Raw genomic sequence first — 16,097 nt, 5'->3', positions numbered from 1 at the left:
GTATAAGAGACAGGGCCGAGCAGGTGGCGCAGTGGGAAGAGCGGAAAACGCTGGAGAAGAGTTCCAGGAACTCGATCATGGACGACCTGTCGACCGCGCAGCCGGCCTTGGCGTTGGCCCAGAAAGTGCTGCAACGGCTGGTCCGCGCCGGCGTGCCCGCCGACCTGATCCCCGAGACGGTCACCACCGTGACCGTCGCGGCTGGCGTCGACGCCGAAAACAATTTGCGGACAGCGGTTTTGGAACTCATGGATACCGTTCGTGCCGTCGAGAAGACGATCATCGGCGAGCCCACCGAAGAGCTGTGGCGAGCCCACTGGCCGCAGCCCTAGCCTCCCGCTCGGCCGGCCGGTCTCCTCATCCGTCACTTTGGTCGCGACTCCCGAGGGTATGCAGATGTGCCCGCCTGTGAGCGACAACCCGGTATTTCCGCAGGTGGCTGTGCGTTCCGGTATTCACGAACGTCACTGTCACCTCAAAATCCCCCAGTGTCACGCTTTTGCCGCGGGCTGAGGGGTGCCCGCGTCGTAGCGACAATGGCGATGACGGTGTGCGTGGGAGCCCTGATTGTCGCTGTTAGGTGGGCACCCCGCCCCTCAGCGACAATCCGCGGGCGGATGGGATACGCGGGGAATCTGGTGCAGATGGGGCGTGAGTCAAAGTGCCTTTCCGGCGCCCACCTGGGCTTTTGTATGAGCTGTCGCTCACAGGCGGGCACATCTCCATACCCTCGGCAGCCGATACAGGTGAGGCGGATGGGGCTCCAACCGTCAAGGCTCGACCGACTGGGTTAGCGCTGCGAGTCAGAGACCTCGCCCCAACTGCCCGGCAGCATCGGGATCCGCGGCTCGGTGTCGAGACCCTCGCCGCTGAGCACAGCGATCCCGGAAGCCTGACGGCTGGTCCCGGTCGCGGTGCCGGCGAAGCCCAGCGGTCCGGCACCGGAATCCGAGGCGCTTGCCGTGCCGGCGGGTCCCTCCCACTCCGGCGTCACGCCGATGTTCATATCCATGTACTCGTCGCCGAACCCGCGCTGCTTGGCGCGCTGCCGCTGCCGGCGCTTGGCGGCCAGAGCCTGCGCGGTGGCTTCACCGGGGGCGCCCTGGCTCTCGGACGCCTCTTCGTCGGCACTGCGGGAACGTCGCGCACCGCTGGAGCTCCGCGCCGACGAGGAGACGCTGCTCACCAGGTACAGGCAGGAGGTGGGCCCGAATCCGACGCCCGGTCCGCCGCCCGCCGCGCCGCCGGCCGGCATGCCGGCACTCGCGGTGGCAGGAGCGGTCGGGCCGGCTGAGGAGATCGGGTCCGCGCAGGCGCACGCCTCGGCTCCCGCGGGCACCGGGGCACCCGCGGCGACCGGGGCGCCGACGCTGCCTCCCACCGGCATCGGCGGGGTCGGCTCGACGGTCTGGTCGAGCCCGACCGCACCGAGCGCACCCAGCGCACCGAGCCCGGCGGCCGCGGCGAGGGCGGGCGCTGCGGCCATCACGATCGGGATCGCCATCTGGACGGCGATCTGGCCCATCGGCCACAACAGCGTCAGGGTGTGGAAGGTGGTCCAGCCCAGCGCCCCGGCCAGGATCGGGGTCATGCCCGGGATCTGTAGCAGCATCTGGGTGACCGAGCTGGCAAACGGAAACGCCTCGATCGGATATCCGTCCACGCCCAGCAGCGACCACAGCCACCTGGCGATCGGGTCGGCGAAGCCCATGTTGTACTGCCTGAGCAGGTCGGCGATCTGTTGTTCCCAGCTGGGGGCGGCAGCGGCCTCGGCGGCCCCCGGGGCCACGATCGGCGGCGCCGGCGTCGCTACCGGAACCGAGGCCAGCGCCGCTCCCGCGACGCCCTGGTAGACGGTCATCATCTCCGCGGCCTGCACCCACATCCGGGCGTAGTCGGCTTCGTTCAGTGCGATCGGGACGGTGTTGATGCCAAAGAAGTTCGTCGCCACCAGCGTGGCGTGCACCGCGTGATTGGTGGCCAGCTCAGCCAGGGTGGGCATGCCGGCCAGTGCGGCGGTGTAGGCCGCGGCCGCCGTCTGGTGCAGGCCGGCCGCGGCGGTGCTCTTGGCGGCGCTCTCGGCCAGCCAGCTCAGATACGGGGCGTGCGCGGCCGCGTACTGCTGGGCGCTGGGGCCCTGCCAGGCGCCCTGCACTCCGGCCAGTACCGCGTCGAGTTCGGCGGCCACTTCGGCGTATTCCGCGCTCATCGCCGAGTACGCTGACGCGGATTCCAGTAGCGGACCAGGTCCGGGCCCGGCGCTCAGCAGCGCCGAGTGCACCTCCGGCGGCGAAGCCAGCCAGACCGGTGCGGTCATCGAACACCTCTTCCCCACGCTTGGTGATCTTCACATCGTCAATCAGTAGTCGCGTTGTGGGTCGATTTGGTTCCCTGGGGATGCCCCTTTGTTTCCACGCGCCGGATGAGCGACTATGGCGGCATGCGGTGCGAGGTGGTGCGGGAGACCCTGTCGTCGCTGCTCGACGGCGAGCAGCAGGAGCTGCCGGCGCAGCAGGTTGATGCGCACTTGGCATCATGCCGCGGCTGCCGGCGCTGGCTGGTCGGCGCGGCTGCCCAGGCCCGCCGGCTCACTGACATCAACAGCGAGGGTGGCGCCGGGCACGGCCCTGACCTGGCCGCCCAGATCCTGGCGGCGGCCGGGGTGACATCGATCACCACCGAGAACTCCGGCGACAGCGTCTGGTCGCGGTGGGGTTTCCGGCGTCCGGCGCTGATCGCCGTCGGGGTGCTCCAGGTGGCGCTGGCGGGTATCCAGATCGCCGGTGTGGACTTCGGCATGGTTTCGGCGCACGGCCACGGGCACGGCGCGGCCACCGGGGCGCATTTGCTGCACGAGTCCACCGCCTGGTTGTTGGCGCTGGGCGGGGCGATGATCGCCGCCGGTATCTGGCCGTCCGTGGCGGCCGGGGTCGCCGCGATCGCGGGAGTTTATGCCCTGGCATTGGGCGGTTATGTGGCGGTCGACGCCTACCACGGTCAGGTGACGGCAGCTCGGATCGCCAGCCACCTGCCGGTGCTGATCGGCTTGGTGTTCGCTTTGCTGGTGGCGCGTCAGCGGATGGGCGGGGCAGGCCCGCGCCCGGCCCGATGGGGCGCGGACGGCGCGGCTGAAGGGGCAGCCCCGGCGGCGGGCGCCGGTCGCGGCCGGCGGCGCCATCTGCGGTCGGTCAACCACTCGGACAGCTCTACGACCATGCGTCGTAATGGCTCTGCGACCCCGGGTCTAAGGTGGGTGTTCATGGCGGGAGCTGAGCGGGTCCAAGGCGATCCCGACGATGTTGTCACGGCCCTCGCCGTTGCCGCCGCCGCCGGCGATGCCCGCGCGCTGGAGGCTTTCATCAAAGCCACTCAGCACGATGTCTGGCGCTTCGTCGCCTACCTCTTCGACGGTGTCAGTGCGGACGACCTGACTCAGGAGACGTTCCTGCGGGCGATCGGCGCGATCCCGCGGTTCGCCGGCCGTTCCAGTGCGCGGACCTGGCTGTTGGCCATCGCTCGGCGGGTGGTGGCCGACCACATTCGCTACCTCAAGGCGCGCCCGCGCGCCGCGCCGGGTGCTGACCCCGAACTGCTGCTGGAGCGCGACCGGCCGACCCGCGGTTTCGAGGATGTCGTCGAGGTGACCGAGTTGATCGCCGACCTGTCGACCGATCAGCGCGAGGCGCTGCTGCTCACCCAACTGTTCGGGCTGTCCTATTCCGACGCCGCCGCGGTCTGTGGTTGCCCGGTGGGCACCATCCGGTCCCGGGTGGCGCGCGCCCGTGACGCGTTGCTGGCCGATCCTGACCGCAGTGAGCTGACCGGTTAGCAGACGGTTCAGCGACGCGGGTACCGCCGCATAGACCGGCCGGGTTCGCGCTGGCAGAGCCTTTTTTGCGGCGAGCGCGGCCGGAGCGGGCGGTCGGCATGCTCGCTGATGGCCTAGTCATGGAACGATGGACGCAAAACCATAGCTTCGAGGTTGGGGAGAGCGGTGTCGGCGCTACGTTGGCTGCGGACGGCCGCCGTCGTCGGCGCGACGGCCGTACTGCTGGCATCCAGTTGCAGCTGGCAGCTCGGTAATCCCATCCCGCAGGGCGTGCCACCGCCCCCCGGAGACCCGGTCCCGCCGGTCAGTACCGACGTCGCCTCGGGCCGGCCCGCCGACCAGCTCTATCAATGGGCCGCGGAGCGTGCCCCGATGCTCAGCATCCCGATCACCGCACTGGAGGCCTACGCCTACGCCGCGCGGGTCGCGGAGGTGGAGAACCCCAACTGTCATCTGGGCTGGACCACACTGGCTGGCATCGGCCAGATCGAGAGTCATCACGGCCACTACAACAACGCCACGGTGGCACGTAACGGAGACGTGCGGCCCAAGATCCGCGGAGTCCGGCTCGACGGCTCCGGAGGCAATCTCCACATCGTCGAAGAAGTCCAACCGGACATGGCCGACGACGACGGGGTGGTCCGTGCGATGGGCCCGATGCAGTTCATTCCGGAGACCTGGCGGCTCTACGGCGTTGACGCCAACAATGATGGCATCGTCAGCCCCGACAACATCGACGACGCAGCCCTTTCAGCCGCCGGCTATCTGTGCTGGCGCGGTAAGGATCTGGCCACCCCCAAGGGCTGGATGACGGCGTTGATGGCCTACAACGAGTCGGAGATCTACGCCCGCGCTGTCCGGGATTGGGCCGCCGCGTACGCGGCCGGTCGCCCGCTGTGAGGTCTCTGGTACGGGATAGGCTCCCAGCAGGCCTCCGATAGAACACGACGGCCAGCCCCACCCACGCTCAAGGAGAAGTCAGTGCCCATCATCCAGCAGGTCGGCGCCAGCGAGATTCTCGATTCCCGCGGCAACCCCACGGTCGAGGTCGAGGTCGCGCTGGAAGATGGCACGTTCGCCCGGGCCGCGGTGCCCTCCGGCGCATCCACCGGCGAGCACGAGGCCGTGGAACTCCGCGACGGTGGCGCCCGCTACGGCGGCAAGGGCGTGCAGAAGGCGGTCGCCGCGGTACTGGACCAGATCGCGCCGGCGGTCATCGGAATCAGCGCCGACGACCAGCGGCTGGTGGACCAGGCGCTGGTGGATCTCGACGGCACCCCGGACAAGTCCCGGCTGGGCGCCAACGCCATGCTCGGCGTCTCGCTGGCGGTGGCCAAGGCGGCCGCCGACTCCGCGGCGCTCCCGCTGTACCGCTACCTGGGTGGCCCCAACGCCCACATCCTGCCGGTGCCGATGATGAACATCCTCAACGGCGGCGCCCACGCCGACACCGGCGTCGACGTCCAGGAATTCATGGTCGCCCCGATCGGCGCCCCCAACTTCGCCGAGGCGCTGCGCTGGGGCACCGAGGTCTACCACTCGCTCAAGGCGGTGCTGAAGAAGCAGGGTCTGTCCACCGGGCTCGGTGACGAGGGTGGTTTTGCCCCCGACGTCGCCGGCACCACCGCCGCGCTCGATCTGATCAGCACCGCGATCGAGGCCACCGGCCTGAAGCTGGGCACCGACGTCGCGCTGGCGCTGGACGTCGCGGCCACCGAGTTCTACACCGAGGGCAGCGGCTACGCCTTCGAGAAGCAGAACCGCACCGCGGCCCAGCTGGCCGAGTTCTACGCCAAGCTGCTCGACAGCTACCCGCTGGTGTCCATCGAAGACCCGCTGTCCGAGGACGACTGGGACGGCTGGGTGTCGTTGACCTCGGCTATCGGGGACCGGGTGCAGCTCGTCGGCGACGACCTGTTCGTCACCAACCCCGAACGGCTCGAGGAGGGCATCGAGCGGGGCGCGGCGAACGCACTGCTGGTCAAGGTCAACCAGATCGGCACGCTGACCGAGACCCTGGATGCGGTCACCCTGGCCCACCACAGCGGTTACCGCACCATGATGAGTCACCGCAGCGGCGAGACCGAGGACACCACCATCGCCGACTTGGCGGTGGCCGTCAGCAGCGGTCAGATCAAGACCGGTGCCCCGGCCCGCAGCGAGCGGGTGGCCAAGTACAACCAGCTGCTGCGGATCGAGGAGGAACTCGGCGACGCCGCGCGTTACGCCGGCGAGCTGGCCTTCCCCCGCTACGCGCCGGAGAGCAAGTAGCCGCCAGGGGCCGCTGCCATGTCCGATCCGAAACGTCCTGACGCCAAGCGGCGTGCCGCGACGTCGCGGCCGGGACGCGGCGGGGAGAACGGACGGGCGCACCCGCGCCGGACGCCGCCGGTGCGCCGGGGACCTGGCGCCCCGCGGACCCCACCGCCGTCACCGGCCGGTGCGGTCAAACGAGCCATTGCGGCGGCGGCCGAGCAGAGTTCGGAGCTGCGGGTCGGCTTCACCGCCCGGCGGGCGGTGATCCTGGCCGCCGTGATGTGTGTGCTCACCCTGACCGTCGCCGGGCCGGTCCGTACGTTCTTCGCCCAGCACGCGGAGATGAAACAGCAGTCCCAATTGGAGAACACCCTGCACCGCCAGATCACCGACCTGCAGCAACAGAAGGCCAACTTGGACGACCCCGCGCACATCCGCGCGCAGGCCCGCCAGCGGCTCGGCTTTGTCATGCCAGGCGAGATCCCGTACCAGGTCCAGCTGCCCGCGCCGGCCGAGGTGCCGGGCGAGCCGGGGGCCGAGCCCCTGGACGCGCCCACCGGCGATCCCTGGTACACCTCACTGTGGCACACCATCGCCGACGCGCCGCACCCTCCGCCTGCTGCGCCCCCGGGCGCTCCCGGGCTTCCGGTTCCGCCCGCACCGGTGGTGCCCGTTGGTTGATCCCGCCGACCTGGATGCGGTGGGCCGGCAGCTGGGCCGTGAGCCGCGCGGCGTCCTGGAGATCTCCTATCGGTGCCCCAACGGTGAACCTGCCGTGGTCAAGACGGCCCCGAAACTGCCGGACGGTACACCGTTTCCCACGCTGTACTACCTGACGCATCCGGCGCTGACCGCCGCGGCCAGCCGGCTGGAATCGTCGGGTCTGATGGCCGACATGACCGAGCGGCTGCAGCACGATCCCGAGCTCGCGGCCGGCTATCGGGCCGCTCACGAGGCCTATCTCGCTGAGCGTGATGCGATCGAAACGTTGGGAACCACCTTCACCGGCGGGGGCATGCCCGAGCGGGTGAAATGCCTGCACGTGCTGATGGCCCATTCCCTGGCCAAGGGCCGCGGCGTCAACCCTTTCGGTGACGAGGCGCTCGCCATCCTGGCCGCCGAGCCGGCGATGGCCGGGATTCTGGCACCGGGGGACTGGCTGTGACGCGCCTGGCGGGAATCGACTGCGGCACCAACTCGATTCGGCTGTTGATCGCGGAGCCAGTTGACGGCCGGCTGCGCGATGTTCATCGAGAGATGCGCATCGTCCGGTTGGGCGAGGGCGTCGACGCGACCGGACGGTTCGCCCCCGAGGCGCTGGAACGCACCCGTGCGGCGTTGGAGGACTACGCCGAGTTGTTGGCGGCACACGGTGTTTCACGGGTGCGGATGGTCGCGACCTCAGCCACCCGGGACGCGGCCAACCGCGACGTGTTCTTCGACATGACGGCGCAGGTGCTGGGACGCGCCGTTCCGGGGGCGGTCGCCGAGGTCATCACCGGCCAGGAGGAAGCCGAGCTGTCCTTCCGCGGCGCGGTGGGTGAATTGGACAGTGCCGACGGGCCATTCGTGGTCGTCGACCTCGGCGGTGGTTCCACCGAGGTGGTGCTGGGCGATCCGGACAACGGGGTGACGGCGAGCTTTTCGGCCAACGTCGGCTGCGTCCGGCTGACGGAGCGTTGCCTGCACTCCGACCCGCCTACCGCCGAAGAAGTCGCCGCCGCTGCCGCGGTGGCCCGGGAGCTACTCGGGGAGGCGGTGCGGACGGTGCCGGTGCAGCAGGCCCGAACCTGGGTGGGGGTGGCGGGCACCATGACCACGCTGTCGGCTCTTGCGCACGGAATGGGCGAATACGACTCGGCCGCAATCCATCTGTCCCGAGTCGGCTTCGAGGATCTGACGGCGGTCTGCGATCAGCTGATCGGCATGAGCCGCGCCGAGCGGGCCGCCCTGGGCCCGATGCACCCCGGCCGCGTCGATGTTATCGGCGGTGGCGCGATCGTGGTCCAGGAACTGGCCCGCATCTTGGCGCAGCGCGCCGGAATCACGGAGTTGGTGGTCAGCGAGCACGACATCCTGGATGGCATCGTGCTGTCGATCGCCTAACGATCCGCCTGTCGGCCGTAAAGGCGTAAAGGTCGCCTCCTTGAGCGTTAAGAAAGCGTCAACGATCTCCGTTGTGCCTGGTCGCCGGGTCTAGCTTCAGGTCAGACCCGGTCGGGTTCTCGAGAACGGAGAACACGTGGCTGTCGTGGCCTACCTACTGTTGACGGCGCTGATCTTCGTCCTGCTGGGCGGGACGCTGAAGTTGGTTGAGCGACTGTGAACCTCGCCAATTCCGTTGGGCTGACGCTGGCTGTCGCGGTGGTGGCGCTGCTGGTGGCTGCACTGCTGTTCCCGGAACGGTTCTAGTTGAGTACGACAGCCGCGGGGGTGTGGTTCCTGGCGTCGTTGGCGGTGGCGCTGGTAGCGGTGCACGTACCGTTGGGCGACTACATGTATCGGGTCTACACCCGCGAAACGCACTCCCGCAGCGAGCGATTCGTCTACCGGTCGATAGGGATCAATCCGGAGTCCGAACAGACTTGGGCCGGTTATGCGCGCAGCGTGCTGGCGTTCTCCGCCGTGTGCGTGGTGTTCCTGTTCGTTCTGCAGCTCATCCAGGGAAAGCTTCCCCTGCATCTGCATGATCCGGCGACCTCGATGACACCTGGGTTGGCGTGGAACACCGCGGTCAGTTTTGTCACCAATACCAACTGGCAGGCCTATGCCGGGGAGTCGACGCAGGGGCATTTGGTGCAGATGGCCGGCCTGACGGTGCAGAACTTTGTCTCCGCCGCGGTCGGCATGGCGGTCGCCGTCGCGTTCGTCCGCGGGTTCGTTGGTCGGCGCACCGCAGTGCTGGGCTCATTCTGGGTTGATCTGGTTCGCGGCACCCTGCGTATCTTGTTGCCGATCTCGGTCGTCGGCGCGACGGTATTGATGGTCGGCGGGGTGGTCCAGAACTTTCACCTCAACGACCAGACAATCACGACCCTGACAGGTGCACCGCAGACCCTTCCAGGCGGTCCGGTGGCCAGCCAGGAGGTGATCAAGCTACTCGGCACCAACGGGGGCGGCTTCTACAACGCCAACTCTGCGCATCCGTTCGAGAACCCGACCGCGTGGACCAACTGGGTCGAGATCTTCCTGCTGGTGGTCATAGCCTTCTCGCTGCCCCGCACTTTCGGCCGAATGGTGGGCAACACCAAGCAAGGCCACGCGATCGCCGCCGTCATGGCCGTGATCGCCCTCATCAGCGTCAGCCTGCTCAGCTGGTCGCAGCTGGCACATCATGGCACCGTCCCGACCGCCGTGGGGGCGGCGACGGAGGGGATCGAGCAGCGGCTTGGCGTGGCTGACTCGGCGGTCTTCGCCGCGGCGACCACGCTGACCTCCACCGGCGCAGTGGATTCCACGCACGACTCCTATACCAGTCTGGGCGGTCTACTGACGATGGTCGACATGCAGCTTGGGGAGGTCGCCCACGGCGGTGTCGGAGCAGGTCTTTACGGCATCTTGATCCTTGCGGTGATCACGGTGTTCGTAGCCGGGTTGATGGTCGGGCGGACCCCGGAATACCTGGGCAAGAAGATCAGTCCACGTGAGATCAAGCTGGCCGCAAGTTATTTCTTGGTAACCCCGGTAATTGTGCTGTGCGGAACGGCGATCTCGATTGCGTTGCCTGGCCTGCGCTCGGCAATGGCCAACACTGGACCGCACGGACTCTCCGAAGTGCTCTACGCGTTCACCTCCGCGGCGAACAACAACGGTTCCGCGTTCGCGGGATTGGCAGCCGACGGGACGTGGTACGAGACCGCGCTCGGGATCGCGATGCTTTTCGGCAGGTTCCTGCCGATGATCTTGGTGCTTGCGCTGGCCGGGGCGTTCGCCGCGCAGGGGCAGACTCCGGAGTCCATCGGCACGCTGCCCACCCACAAGCCCCAATTCGTCGGCATGGTCGTCGGGGTGACGCTCATTCTGGTCGCCCTCACCTTTCTGCCAGCACTGGCTTTGGGGCCACTCGCTGAGGGGCTGCACTGAAATGCGCTCGGCCACAACTGTCTCACCGGCGCCGCCGCTCACCGGTCACCGACGGGTGTCGGGCGGGCTGCTGGATCCCGCCATGCTGCTGGCGTCACTGCCCGTGGCGTTGCGCAAGCTCGATCCCCGTACCCTGTGGCGTAACCCGGTGATGCTGATCGTCGAGGTCGGCGCGGTGTGGTCCTCGGTGCTGGCCATCGGCGAACCGACTTGGTTCGGCTGGCTGATCGTGTGCTGGCTGTGGCTGACCGTGGTCATTGCCAATCTGGCCGAGGCGGTCGCCGAAGGTCGCGGGAAGGCGCAGGCCGACGCACTGCGAAAGTCCAAGTCCGACAACGTCGCACGTCGGCTGTGCGGCTGGACGCCCAACACGCCCGGTATCGAAGAGCCGGTCGCGGCGCCGCTGCTGCAACGGGGCGAGGTCGTCGTCGTCGAAGCGGGGCAGATCATCCCTGGCGATGGCGACGTGGTGGAAGGCATCGCATCGGTGGACGAATCGGCGATCACCGGCGAATCGGCCCCGGTGATCCGCGAATCCGGTGGCGACCGTTCCGCGGTCACCGGCGGGACGCTGGTGTTGTCGGACCGGATCGTGGTCCGGATCACCCAAAAACCAGGGCAGAGCTTTGTCGACCGAATGATCGCCCTGGTCGAGGGCGCCAACCGGCAGAAGACCCCGAACGAGATCGCACTGAACATCCTGCTGGCCGCGCTGACTCTGATCTTCGTGGTGGCGGTCGCGACGCTGCAGCCGTTGGCGATCTACTCTAAGGCCAACAACCCGGGTGTCTCGGATACGGCGGCGCTGGACAGCAACGGTGTCACCGGCATCGTCTTGGTCGCACTGCTGGTCTGTCTAATCCCCACCACGATCGGCGCGCTGCTGTCCGCCATCGGAATTGCCGGCATGGACCGGTTGGTGCAGCGCAATGTGCTCGCCATGTCCGGCCGGGCGGTAGAGGCCGCCGGCGACGTCAACACACTGCTGCTGGACAAGACCGGCACGATCACGCTGGGTAACCGGCAGGCATCGGAATTCCTTCCGATCTCCGGGGTGACCGCCGCCGAGCTCGCCGATGCCGCACAACTGGCCAGTCTTGCCGACGAAACTCCCGAAGGCCGCTCCATCGTGGTCTACGCCAAGGAGGCCTACGGGCTGCGAACCCGGACACCGGGCGAGCTCACGGCAGCGTCCTGGGTCGAGTTCTCCGCGGTGACTCGGATGTCCGGGGTCGACATCAGCGGACGTCAATTGCGCAAGGGCGCCGCCAATTCCGTCAGCGACTGGGTGCGCGGCCACGGCGGCGACATCCCCGCCGAACTCGGCCGGATCGTCGACGGCATCAGCGCTGCAGGCGGCACACCGCTGGTGGTAGGTGAGGTGCTCGTCGGCGGTCCCGCCAGGGTGCTCGGTGTCATTCAGCTGCGGGACGTGGTGAAGCAGGGCATGCGCGAGCGGTTCGACGCGATGCGCCGGATGGGTATCCGGACCGTGATGATCACCGGCGACAACCCGTTGACCGCCAAGGCGATTGCCGATGAGGCCGGGGTTGACGACTTCCTCGCCGAAGCCACCCCCGAAGACAAGCTGATGCTGATCAAACGGGAGCAGCAGGGTGGACGCCTGGTCGCGATGACCGGCGACGGAACCAACGACGCACCGGCGCTGGCGCAGGCCGACGTCGGGGTGGCGATGAACACCGGCACCAGCGCCGCCAAGGAGGCGGGCAACATGGTGGACCTGGACTCCGACCCCACCAAGCTCATCGAGATCGTGGAGATCGGCAAACAGCTGCTGATCACCCGAGGCGCCTTGACCACCTTCTCGATCGCCAACGACATCGCCAAGTACTTCGCCATCATTCCGGCGCTTTTCGTAACGATCTTCCCCGGTCTGGGTCTGCTCAACGTGATGAGGTTGCACAGCCCGCAGTCGGCGATCCTGTCGGCGGTGGTCTTCAATGCGCTGGTGATCGCTGCGCTGATTCCGCTCGCGTTGCGCGGGGTTCGCTACGTTCCGGGCAGCGCGTCGAAGTTGCTCAGCCGAAACCTCGCCGTCTACGGCCTGGGCGGGATCGTGGCCCCCTTCATCGGGATCAAGCTCATCGACCTGCTGGTTCAATTGCTGCCGGGGATGGCGTGACATGAGATCTGCGGGCTTGATTCGGGGTCACTGGGCCGCGCTGCGTGCCCTGCTCGTTTTCACCGTTGTGCTCGGCGTCGGCTACCCGGTTTTGGTCTGGCTGGTGGCGCAGATGCCGGGCCTGCACGGACGTGCAGAGGGTTCATTGATCACCGACGCCGCTGGTCGACCGGTCGCAAGCGCACTGATCGGGCAATCGTTCACCGACACTGCCGGCCGGCCACTCCCGCAGTATTTTCAGGGCAGGCCGTCGGGGGCGGGCATCGGCTACGACGCCTTGGCCAGCGGAGCGAGCAATCTGGGCCCAGAGAGCATCGTCGACATGCCCGATCGGCCGAGCCTGCTCACCGGAGTCTGCGCCCGCAGTGTGGAAGTTGCCAAGACCGAGGGCCTGGCAGTCGGGGCAGGAGAGCGGCCGTTCTGCACTGCCGGTGGGCGGGGCGCGGTGCTGGCCGTGTTCGGCCCGCGCGGCCCCAACGGCACCGTCGCCCGCCCGACCCGTGTGGTCAGCGTCAACGAGCCGTGTGCCCCCGGGAGTGCGCCGTTTGTGTCCGGCTATCGCGGCGTTCGGGTGGAATGTGCCCGGGCAGGTGAGGATTACTCGGCCGGCCAGATCGTCCCGATCCGGGGCGCCGCGGCCGAGCACCCGCGGGTTCCCGCCGATGCGGTGACCGCCAGCGGCAGCGGCCTGGACCCCGATATCTCACCGGCCTACGCCGAGCTCCAAGTCGACCGGGTCGCGAAGGCCCGGGGGATTCCCGCCGAACAGGTCCGCGCCGTGGTCCGTGCGCACCGGAGCGGGCGGCTGCTCGGGTTCCTCGGTGAGACCCGCGTCAACGTGGTCGCGGTGAACCTGGAACTGGACCACGAGCATCCTGTCCCCGGCTGCTGTTCGGGTGGATGATTTTCCCGTGAGTGCTTATGGCTCCCGCGGCAGACGTGGGGAGTTGCGCATCTATCTGGGTGCGGCCCCCGGCGTCGGCAAGACGTTCGCGATGCTCGGTGAGGCCCACCGGCGGTTGGAACGCGGCACCGATCTGGTGGCCGCTGTGGTCGAGACGCACGGTCGGACAAAGACAGCGGAGCTGCTCGAGGGCATCGAGGTCGTCCCGCCGCGCCTGATCGAGTATCGGGGAAGGAGTTTCCCCGAACTCGACGTTCCGGCGGTGTTGGCTCGACGACCGCAGGTCGTGCTCGTCGACGAGTTGGCCCACACCAACACGCCGGGCAGCGTGAACCCCAAACGGTGGCGGGACGTCGAGGAGCTGCTCGCCGCGGGGATCACGGTGATCTCTACGGTCAACGTGCAACATTTGGAGAGCCTCAACGACGTCGTCACGGAGATCACCGGGGTCGAGCAGCAGGAGACGGTGCCGGATTCGTTTGTTCGTCAGGCGTCGCAGATTGAACTCGTCGACATCGCTCCAGAGGCGCTTCGCCGAAGACTCGCCCACGGCAACGTCTATGCACCGGAGAAGGTCGACGCGGCGTTGTCCAACTATTTCCGCAGCGGAAACCTCACCGCACTAAGGGAATTGGCACTGCTGTGGGTGGCCGACCAGGTGGACGCAGCACTGGCGAAGTACCGCGCAGACGAGAAGATCACCGCCACCTGGGAAGCCCGCGAGCGGGTGGTGGTGGCCGTCACCGGCGGCCCGGAATCGGAGACGCTGGTACGGCGGGCCTCGCGGATCGCCTCGAAGTCCAGCGCCGAGTTGCTGGCGCTTCATGTGCTGGCCGGCGACGGACATTCGGCCGTGCCCACTGCGCGGATGGGAAAGATTCGTGAGCTGGCGGCCAGTCTCGGTGCCTCACTGCACGTCGTCGTCGGCGACGACGTGCCGACGGCGCTGTTGGACTTCGCCCGGGAAGTCAACGCCACCCAGTTGGTGATCGGGACGTCGCGGCGGTCCCGCTGGGCGCGCTTGTTCGACGAGGGCATCGGCGCAGTGGTGGTGCGGCGGTCCGGCAAGATCGATGTACACATCGTGACTCATGAAGAGTCCAAGCAAGGTTTCCGATTCGCACCGATTTCACCGCGGCAGCGGCGGGTGCTGCCGTGGCTGGCGGCGGTGCTCGTGCCGTCCGCGGTCTGCGCGATCACCGCGACATGGCTGGATCCGGTGCTGCGCCTCGGTGGCGAGAGTGCGCTGTTCTTCGTCAGCGTGCTGGCGGTGGCCCTGCTCGGCGGCGTTGCCCCAGCAATACTTTCGGCGCTGATATCCGGTCTGCTGCTCAATTACTTCCTGATCGACCCCCGGCACAGTTTCACCATCGCTGAGACCGATTCGGCGGTTACTGAGATCGTGCTGCTGTTGGTGGCGGTTGCGGTGTCGGTGCTCGTGGACCGCGCCGCCGAACGCGCCCGGGAAGCCGGGCGGGCATCCCAGGAGGCCGAGTTACTGGCTCTGTTCGCCGGCTCCGTACTGCGGGGCGCCGACCTCGGGACGCTGCTGGAACGCGTCCGGGAGACCTATGCCCTGCGGGCGGTGAGCATCCTGCGGAGATCCACCATCGACGGCCAGCATGCCGGCGAAACGGTGATCGCGGCAGCGGGCAACGACCCGTGTACGACTGTCGACGCTGCGGACACCGCCATCGACGTGGGCGACGACGAGTTCTGGATGCTGATTGCCGGCCGACAGTTGGCGGCGCGTGATCGACGCGTGCTGTCCGCCGTGGCCAAACAGGCGGCCGGATTGGTCAGGCAACGTGAGCTGACCGACGAAGCGAGTCGATCCGAAGCTGTCATGCGAGCCGATGAGCTGCGTCGTTCCCTGCTGTCAGCGGTCAGTCATGATCTGCGTACACCGTTGGCGGCGGCGAAGGCCGCGGTGTCGAGCCTGCGCGCCGAAGACGTCGGGTTCTCGCCGGAAGACACCAATGAACTGCTGGCCACCGTAGAGGAGTCGATCGACCAACTCACCGCCCTGGTCGGCAACCTTCTGGACTCATCTCGACTGGCCGCCGGCGTGATACACCCCGAGTTGGGCCGGGTGTACCTGGAAGAGGCCGTGCAACGTGCCCTGGTCAGCATCGGCCGGGGCAACACCGGCTTCTTCCGTTCCGGAATCGACCGGGTCAAGGTCGATGTCGGTGACGGGGTGGTGCTGGCCGATGCCGGCCTGCTGGAACGGGTGCTGGCCAATCTCCTGGACAACGCGCTGCGCTATGCCCCAGACGGCCCGATCCGGGTCAGTGCGTGTCAGGCCGGTGATCGGGTTCTGATCAACATCGCCGATCAGGGCCGGGGCCTCCCTCCCGGTGGTGAGCGTCTCTTCGAGCCGTTCCAGCGGATCGGCGATCAGAACAACACCACCGGTATCGGCCTGGGCCTGTCGGTAGCGCGGGGGTTCGTCGAGTCGATGAACGGAACGATCTCGGCCACCGAGACGCCGGGGGGCGGCCTCACCATGGTGGTGGATCTGGCCGCGCCCCAGGCAATGTGACTCAACTGGGTGTCAGTGCTTCCAGACAACCTTGTCGACGCCTGCCGCGTCGCGGTAGACCACGCTGTCCGGCGCGGTGCCGTTCTTGACGTCGAAGTACAGGCGGCCGCTCGTCTGGCTGCCCGCGGGGATCGGTGCGTTGGGCAGGCCGTCGACCTCATTGCCCTTCATCACCGCGAAGGTTGAACTGTTAACCGCACGTGCGTTGAAGTCAGCGATATTCGGAGTGGGGGAACCGCTTACCGCCCGCGCGGTCACTTCCGAATACCAAATGCCGTCGTTGTGCCCGCTGGGTTGCAGATCCGAGACGGTGTAGTCGATCGCCCCGCCTGGGCTC

13 protein-coding genes and 2 pseudogenes are annotated in these 16,097 nt (G+C 67.9%); 13 read left to right on the top strand and 2 right to left on the bottom strand.

Annotated elements, in window-relative coordinates; genetic code table 11:
* Positions 1-332, top strand: a pseudogene (locus LI94_RS15515) (nucleoside triphosphate pyrophosphohydrolase); the annotation flags it as partial.
* 458 nt (positions 333-790) lie between these two features.
* Here LI94_RS15515 and LI94_RS15510 read toward each other — a convergent pair.
* Complete coding sequence (locus LI94_RS15510) at positions 791-2,317, bottom strand: PPE family protein (protein ID WP_046301734.1); 1,527 nt, start codon at positions 2,315-2,317, stop codon at positions 791-793.
* A gap of 105 nt (positions 2,318-2,422) precedes the next feature.
* On the opposite strand from LI94_RS15510, the pseudogene LI94_RS24570 reads away from it, so the two are divergent.
* The 12 genes and pseudogenes from LI94_RS24570 to LI94_RS15455 all read left to right on the top strand — a co-directional run.
* Positions 2,423-3,127: pseudogene (locus tag LI94_RS24570) on the top strand (DUF2275 domain-containing protein); the annotation flags it as partial.
* A gap of 132 nt (positions 3,128-3,259) precedes the next feature.
* The gene (gene sigC, locus LI94_RS24565) at positions 3,260-3,829 is read left to right on the top strand and encodes an RNA polymerase sigma factor SigC (protein ID WP_239651246.1); all 570 of its coding nucleotides are present in this window, start codon (positions 3,260-3,262) and stop codon (positions 3,827-3,829) included.
* 165 nt (positions 3,830-3,994) lie between these two features.
* On the top strand, positions 3,995-4,729 hold the full coding sequence (locus LI94_RS15500; RefSeq protein WP_046301733.1) for a lytic murein transglycosylase: 735 nt from the start codon (positions 3,995-3,997) through the stop codon (positions 4,727-4,729).
* An 81-nt stretch (positions 4,730-4,810) separates the two neighbouring features.
* Positions 4,811-6,100 carry a phosphopyruvate hydratase gene (gene eno / locus LI94_RS15495; RefSeq protein WP_046301732.1) on the top strand — a complete coding sequence of 430 codons (1,290 nt, stop codon included), beginning with the start codon at positions 4,811-4,813 and terminating at the stop codon, positions 6,098-6,100.
* An 18-nt stretch (positions 6,101-6,118) separates the two neighbouring features.
* Positions 6,119-6,766, top strand: coding sequence for a septum formation initiator family protein (locus LI94_RS15490; protein WP_046301731.1), 648 nt, complete (start codon positions 6,119-6,121; stop codon positions 6,764-6,766).
* The gene (locus LI94_RS15485; RefSeq protein ID WP_024442501.1) at positions 6,759-7,250 is read left to right on the top strand and encodes a DUF501 domain-containing protein; all 492 of its coding nucleotides are present in this window, start codon (positions 6,759-6,761) and stop codon (positions 7,248-7,250) included. Before LI94_RS15490 ends, LI94_RS15485 begins: the two co-directional genes overlap by 8 nt.
* The gene (locus tag LI94_RS15480) at positions 7,241-8,191 is read left to right on the top strand and encodes a Ppx/GppA phosphatase family protein (RefSeq protein WP_152664836.1); all 951 of its coding nucleotides are present in this window, start codon (positions 7,241-7,243) and stop codon (positions 8,189-8,191) included. Before LI94_RS15485 ends, LI94_RS15480 begins: the two co-directional genes overlap by 10 nt.
* 216 nt (positions 8,192-8,407) lie before the next feature.
* Complete coding sequence (locus LI94_RS24560; RefSeq protein ID WP_046301729.1) at positions 8,408-8,497, top strand: potassium-transporting ATPase subunit F; 90 nt, start codon at positions 8,408-8,410, stop codon at positions 8,495-8,497.
* Entirely contained in the window at positions 8,498-10,168 is a 1,671-nt protein-coding gene (gene kdpA / locus LI94_RS15470) for a potassium-transporting ATPase subunit KdpA (protein WP_046301728.1), read from the top strand.
* A gap of 1 nt (position 10,169) precedes the next feature.
* The gene (gene kdpB, locus LI94_RS15465) at positions 10,170-12,311 is read left to right on the top strand and encodes a potassium-transporting ATPase subunit KdpB (protein ID WP_046301727.1); all 2,142 of its coding nucleotides are present in this window, start codon (positions 10,170-10,172) and stop codon (positions 12,309-12,311) included.
* Position 12,312: 1 nt separating this feature from the next.
* Positions 12,313-13,215, top strand: a complete 903-nt coding sequence (locus LI94_RS15460; protein WP_046301726.1) for a potassium-transporting ATPase subunit C — start codon at positions 12,313-12,315, stop codon at positions 13,213-13,215.
* A complete protein-coding gene (locus tag LI94_RS15455; RefSeq protein WP_239651245.1) occupies positions 13,187-15,760 on the top strand; it encodes a sensor histidine kinase KdpD in 2,574 nt (857 codons plus the stop codon). The genes LI94_RS15460 and LI94_RS15455 overlap by 29 nt, the downstream gene beginning before the upstream one ends.
* A 12-nt stretch (positions 15,761-15,772) precedes the next feature.
* Here LI94_RS15455 and LI94_RS15450 read toward each other — a convergent pair.
* Positions 15,773-16,097: DUF1942 domain-containing protein (locus LI94_RS15450; protein ID WP_046301724.1), on the bottom strand; the 325-nt coding region annotated here is incomplete at its 5' end.

Origin of the sequence: Mycobacterium sp. UM_Kg27 (assembly GCF_000972905.1) — a bacterium.
In the GTDB taxonomy this organism is placed as follows: Bacteria; Actinomycetota; Actinomycetes; order Mycobacteriales; family Mycobacteriaceae; genus Mycobacterium.
The sequence above is the reverse complement of the archived record's forward strand: the minus strand, read 5'-3'. Positions and strand labels throughout refer to the sequence as shown.

Excerpts from the sequence above, each read along its gene's own strand:
- kdpB (WP_046301727.1), top strand. The coding sequence starts at position 10,170 with ATGCGCTCGGCCACAACTGTCTCACCGGCGCCGCCGCTCACCGGTCAC.
- LI94_RS15510 (WP_046301734.1), bottom strand. The coding sequence starts at position 2,317 with ATGACCGCACCGGTCTGGCTGGCTTCGCCGCCGGAGGTGCACTCGGCG.
- LI94_RS15460 (WP_046301726.1), top strand. The coding sequence starts at position 12,313 with ATGAGATCTGCGGGCTTGATTCGGGGTCACTGGGCCGCGCTGCGTGCC.
- LI94_RS15490 (WP_046301731.1), top strand. The coding sequence starts at position 6,119 with ATGTCCGATCCGAAACGTCCTGACGCCAAGCGGCGTGCCGCGACGTCG.
- sigC (WP_239651246.1), top strand. The coding sequence starts at position 3,260 with ATGGCGGGAGCTGAGCGGGTCCAAGGCGATCCCGACGATGTTGTCACG.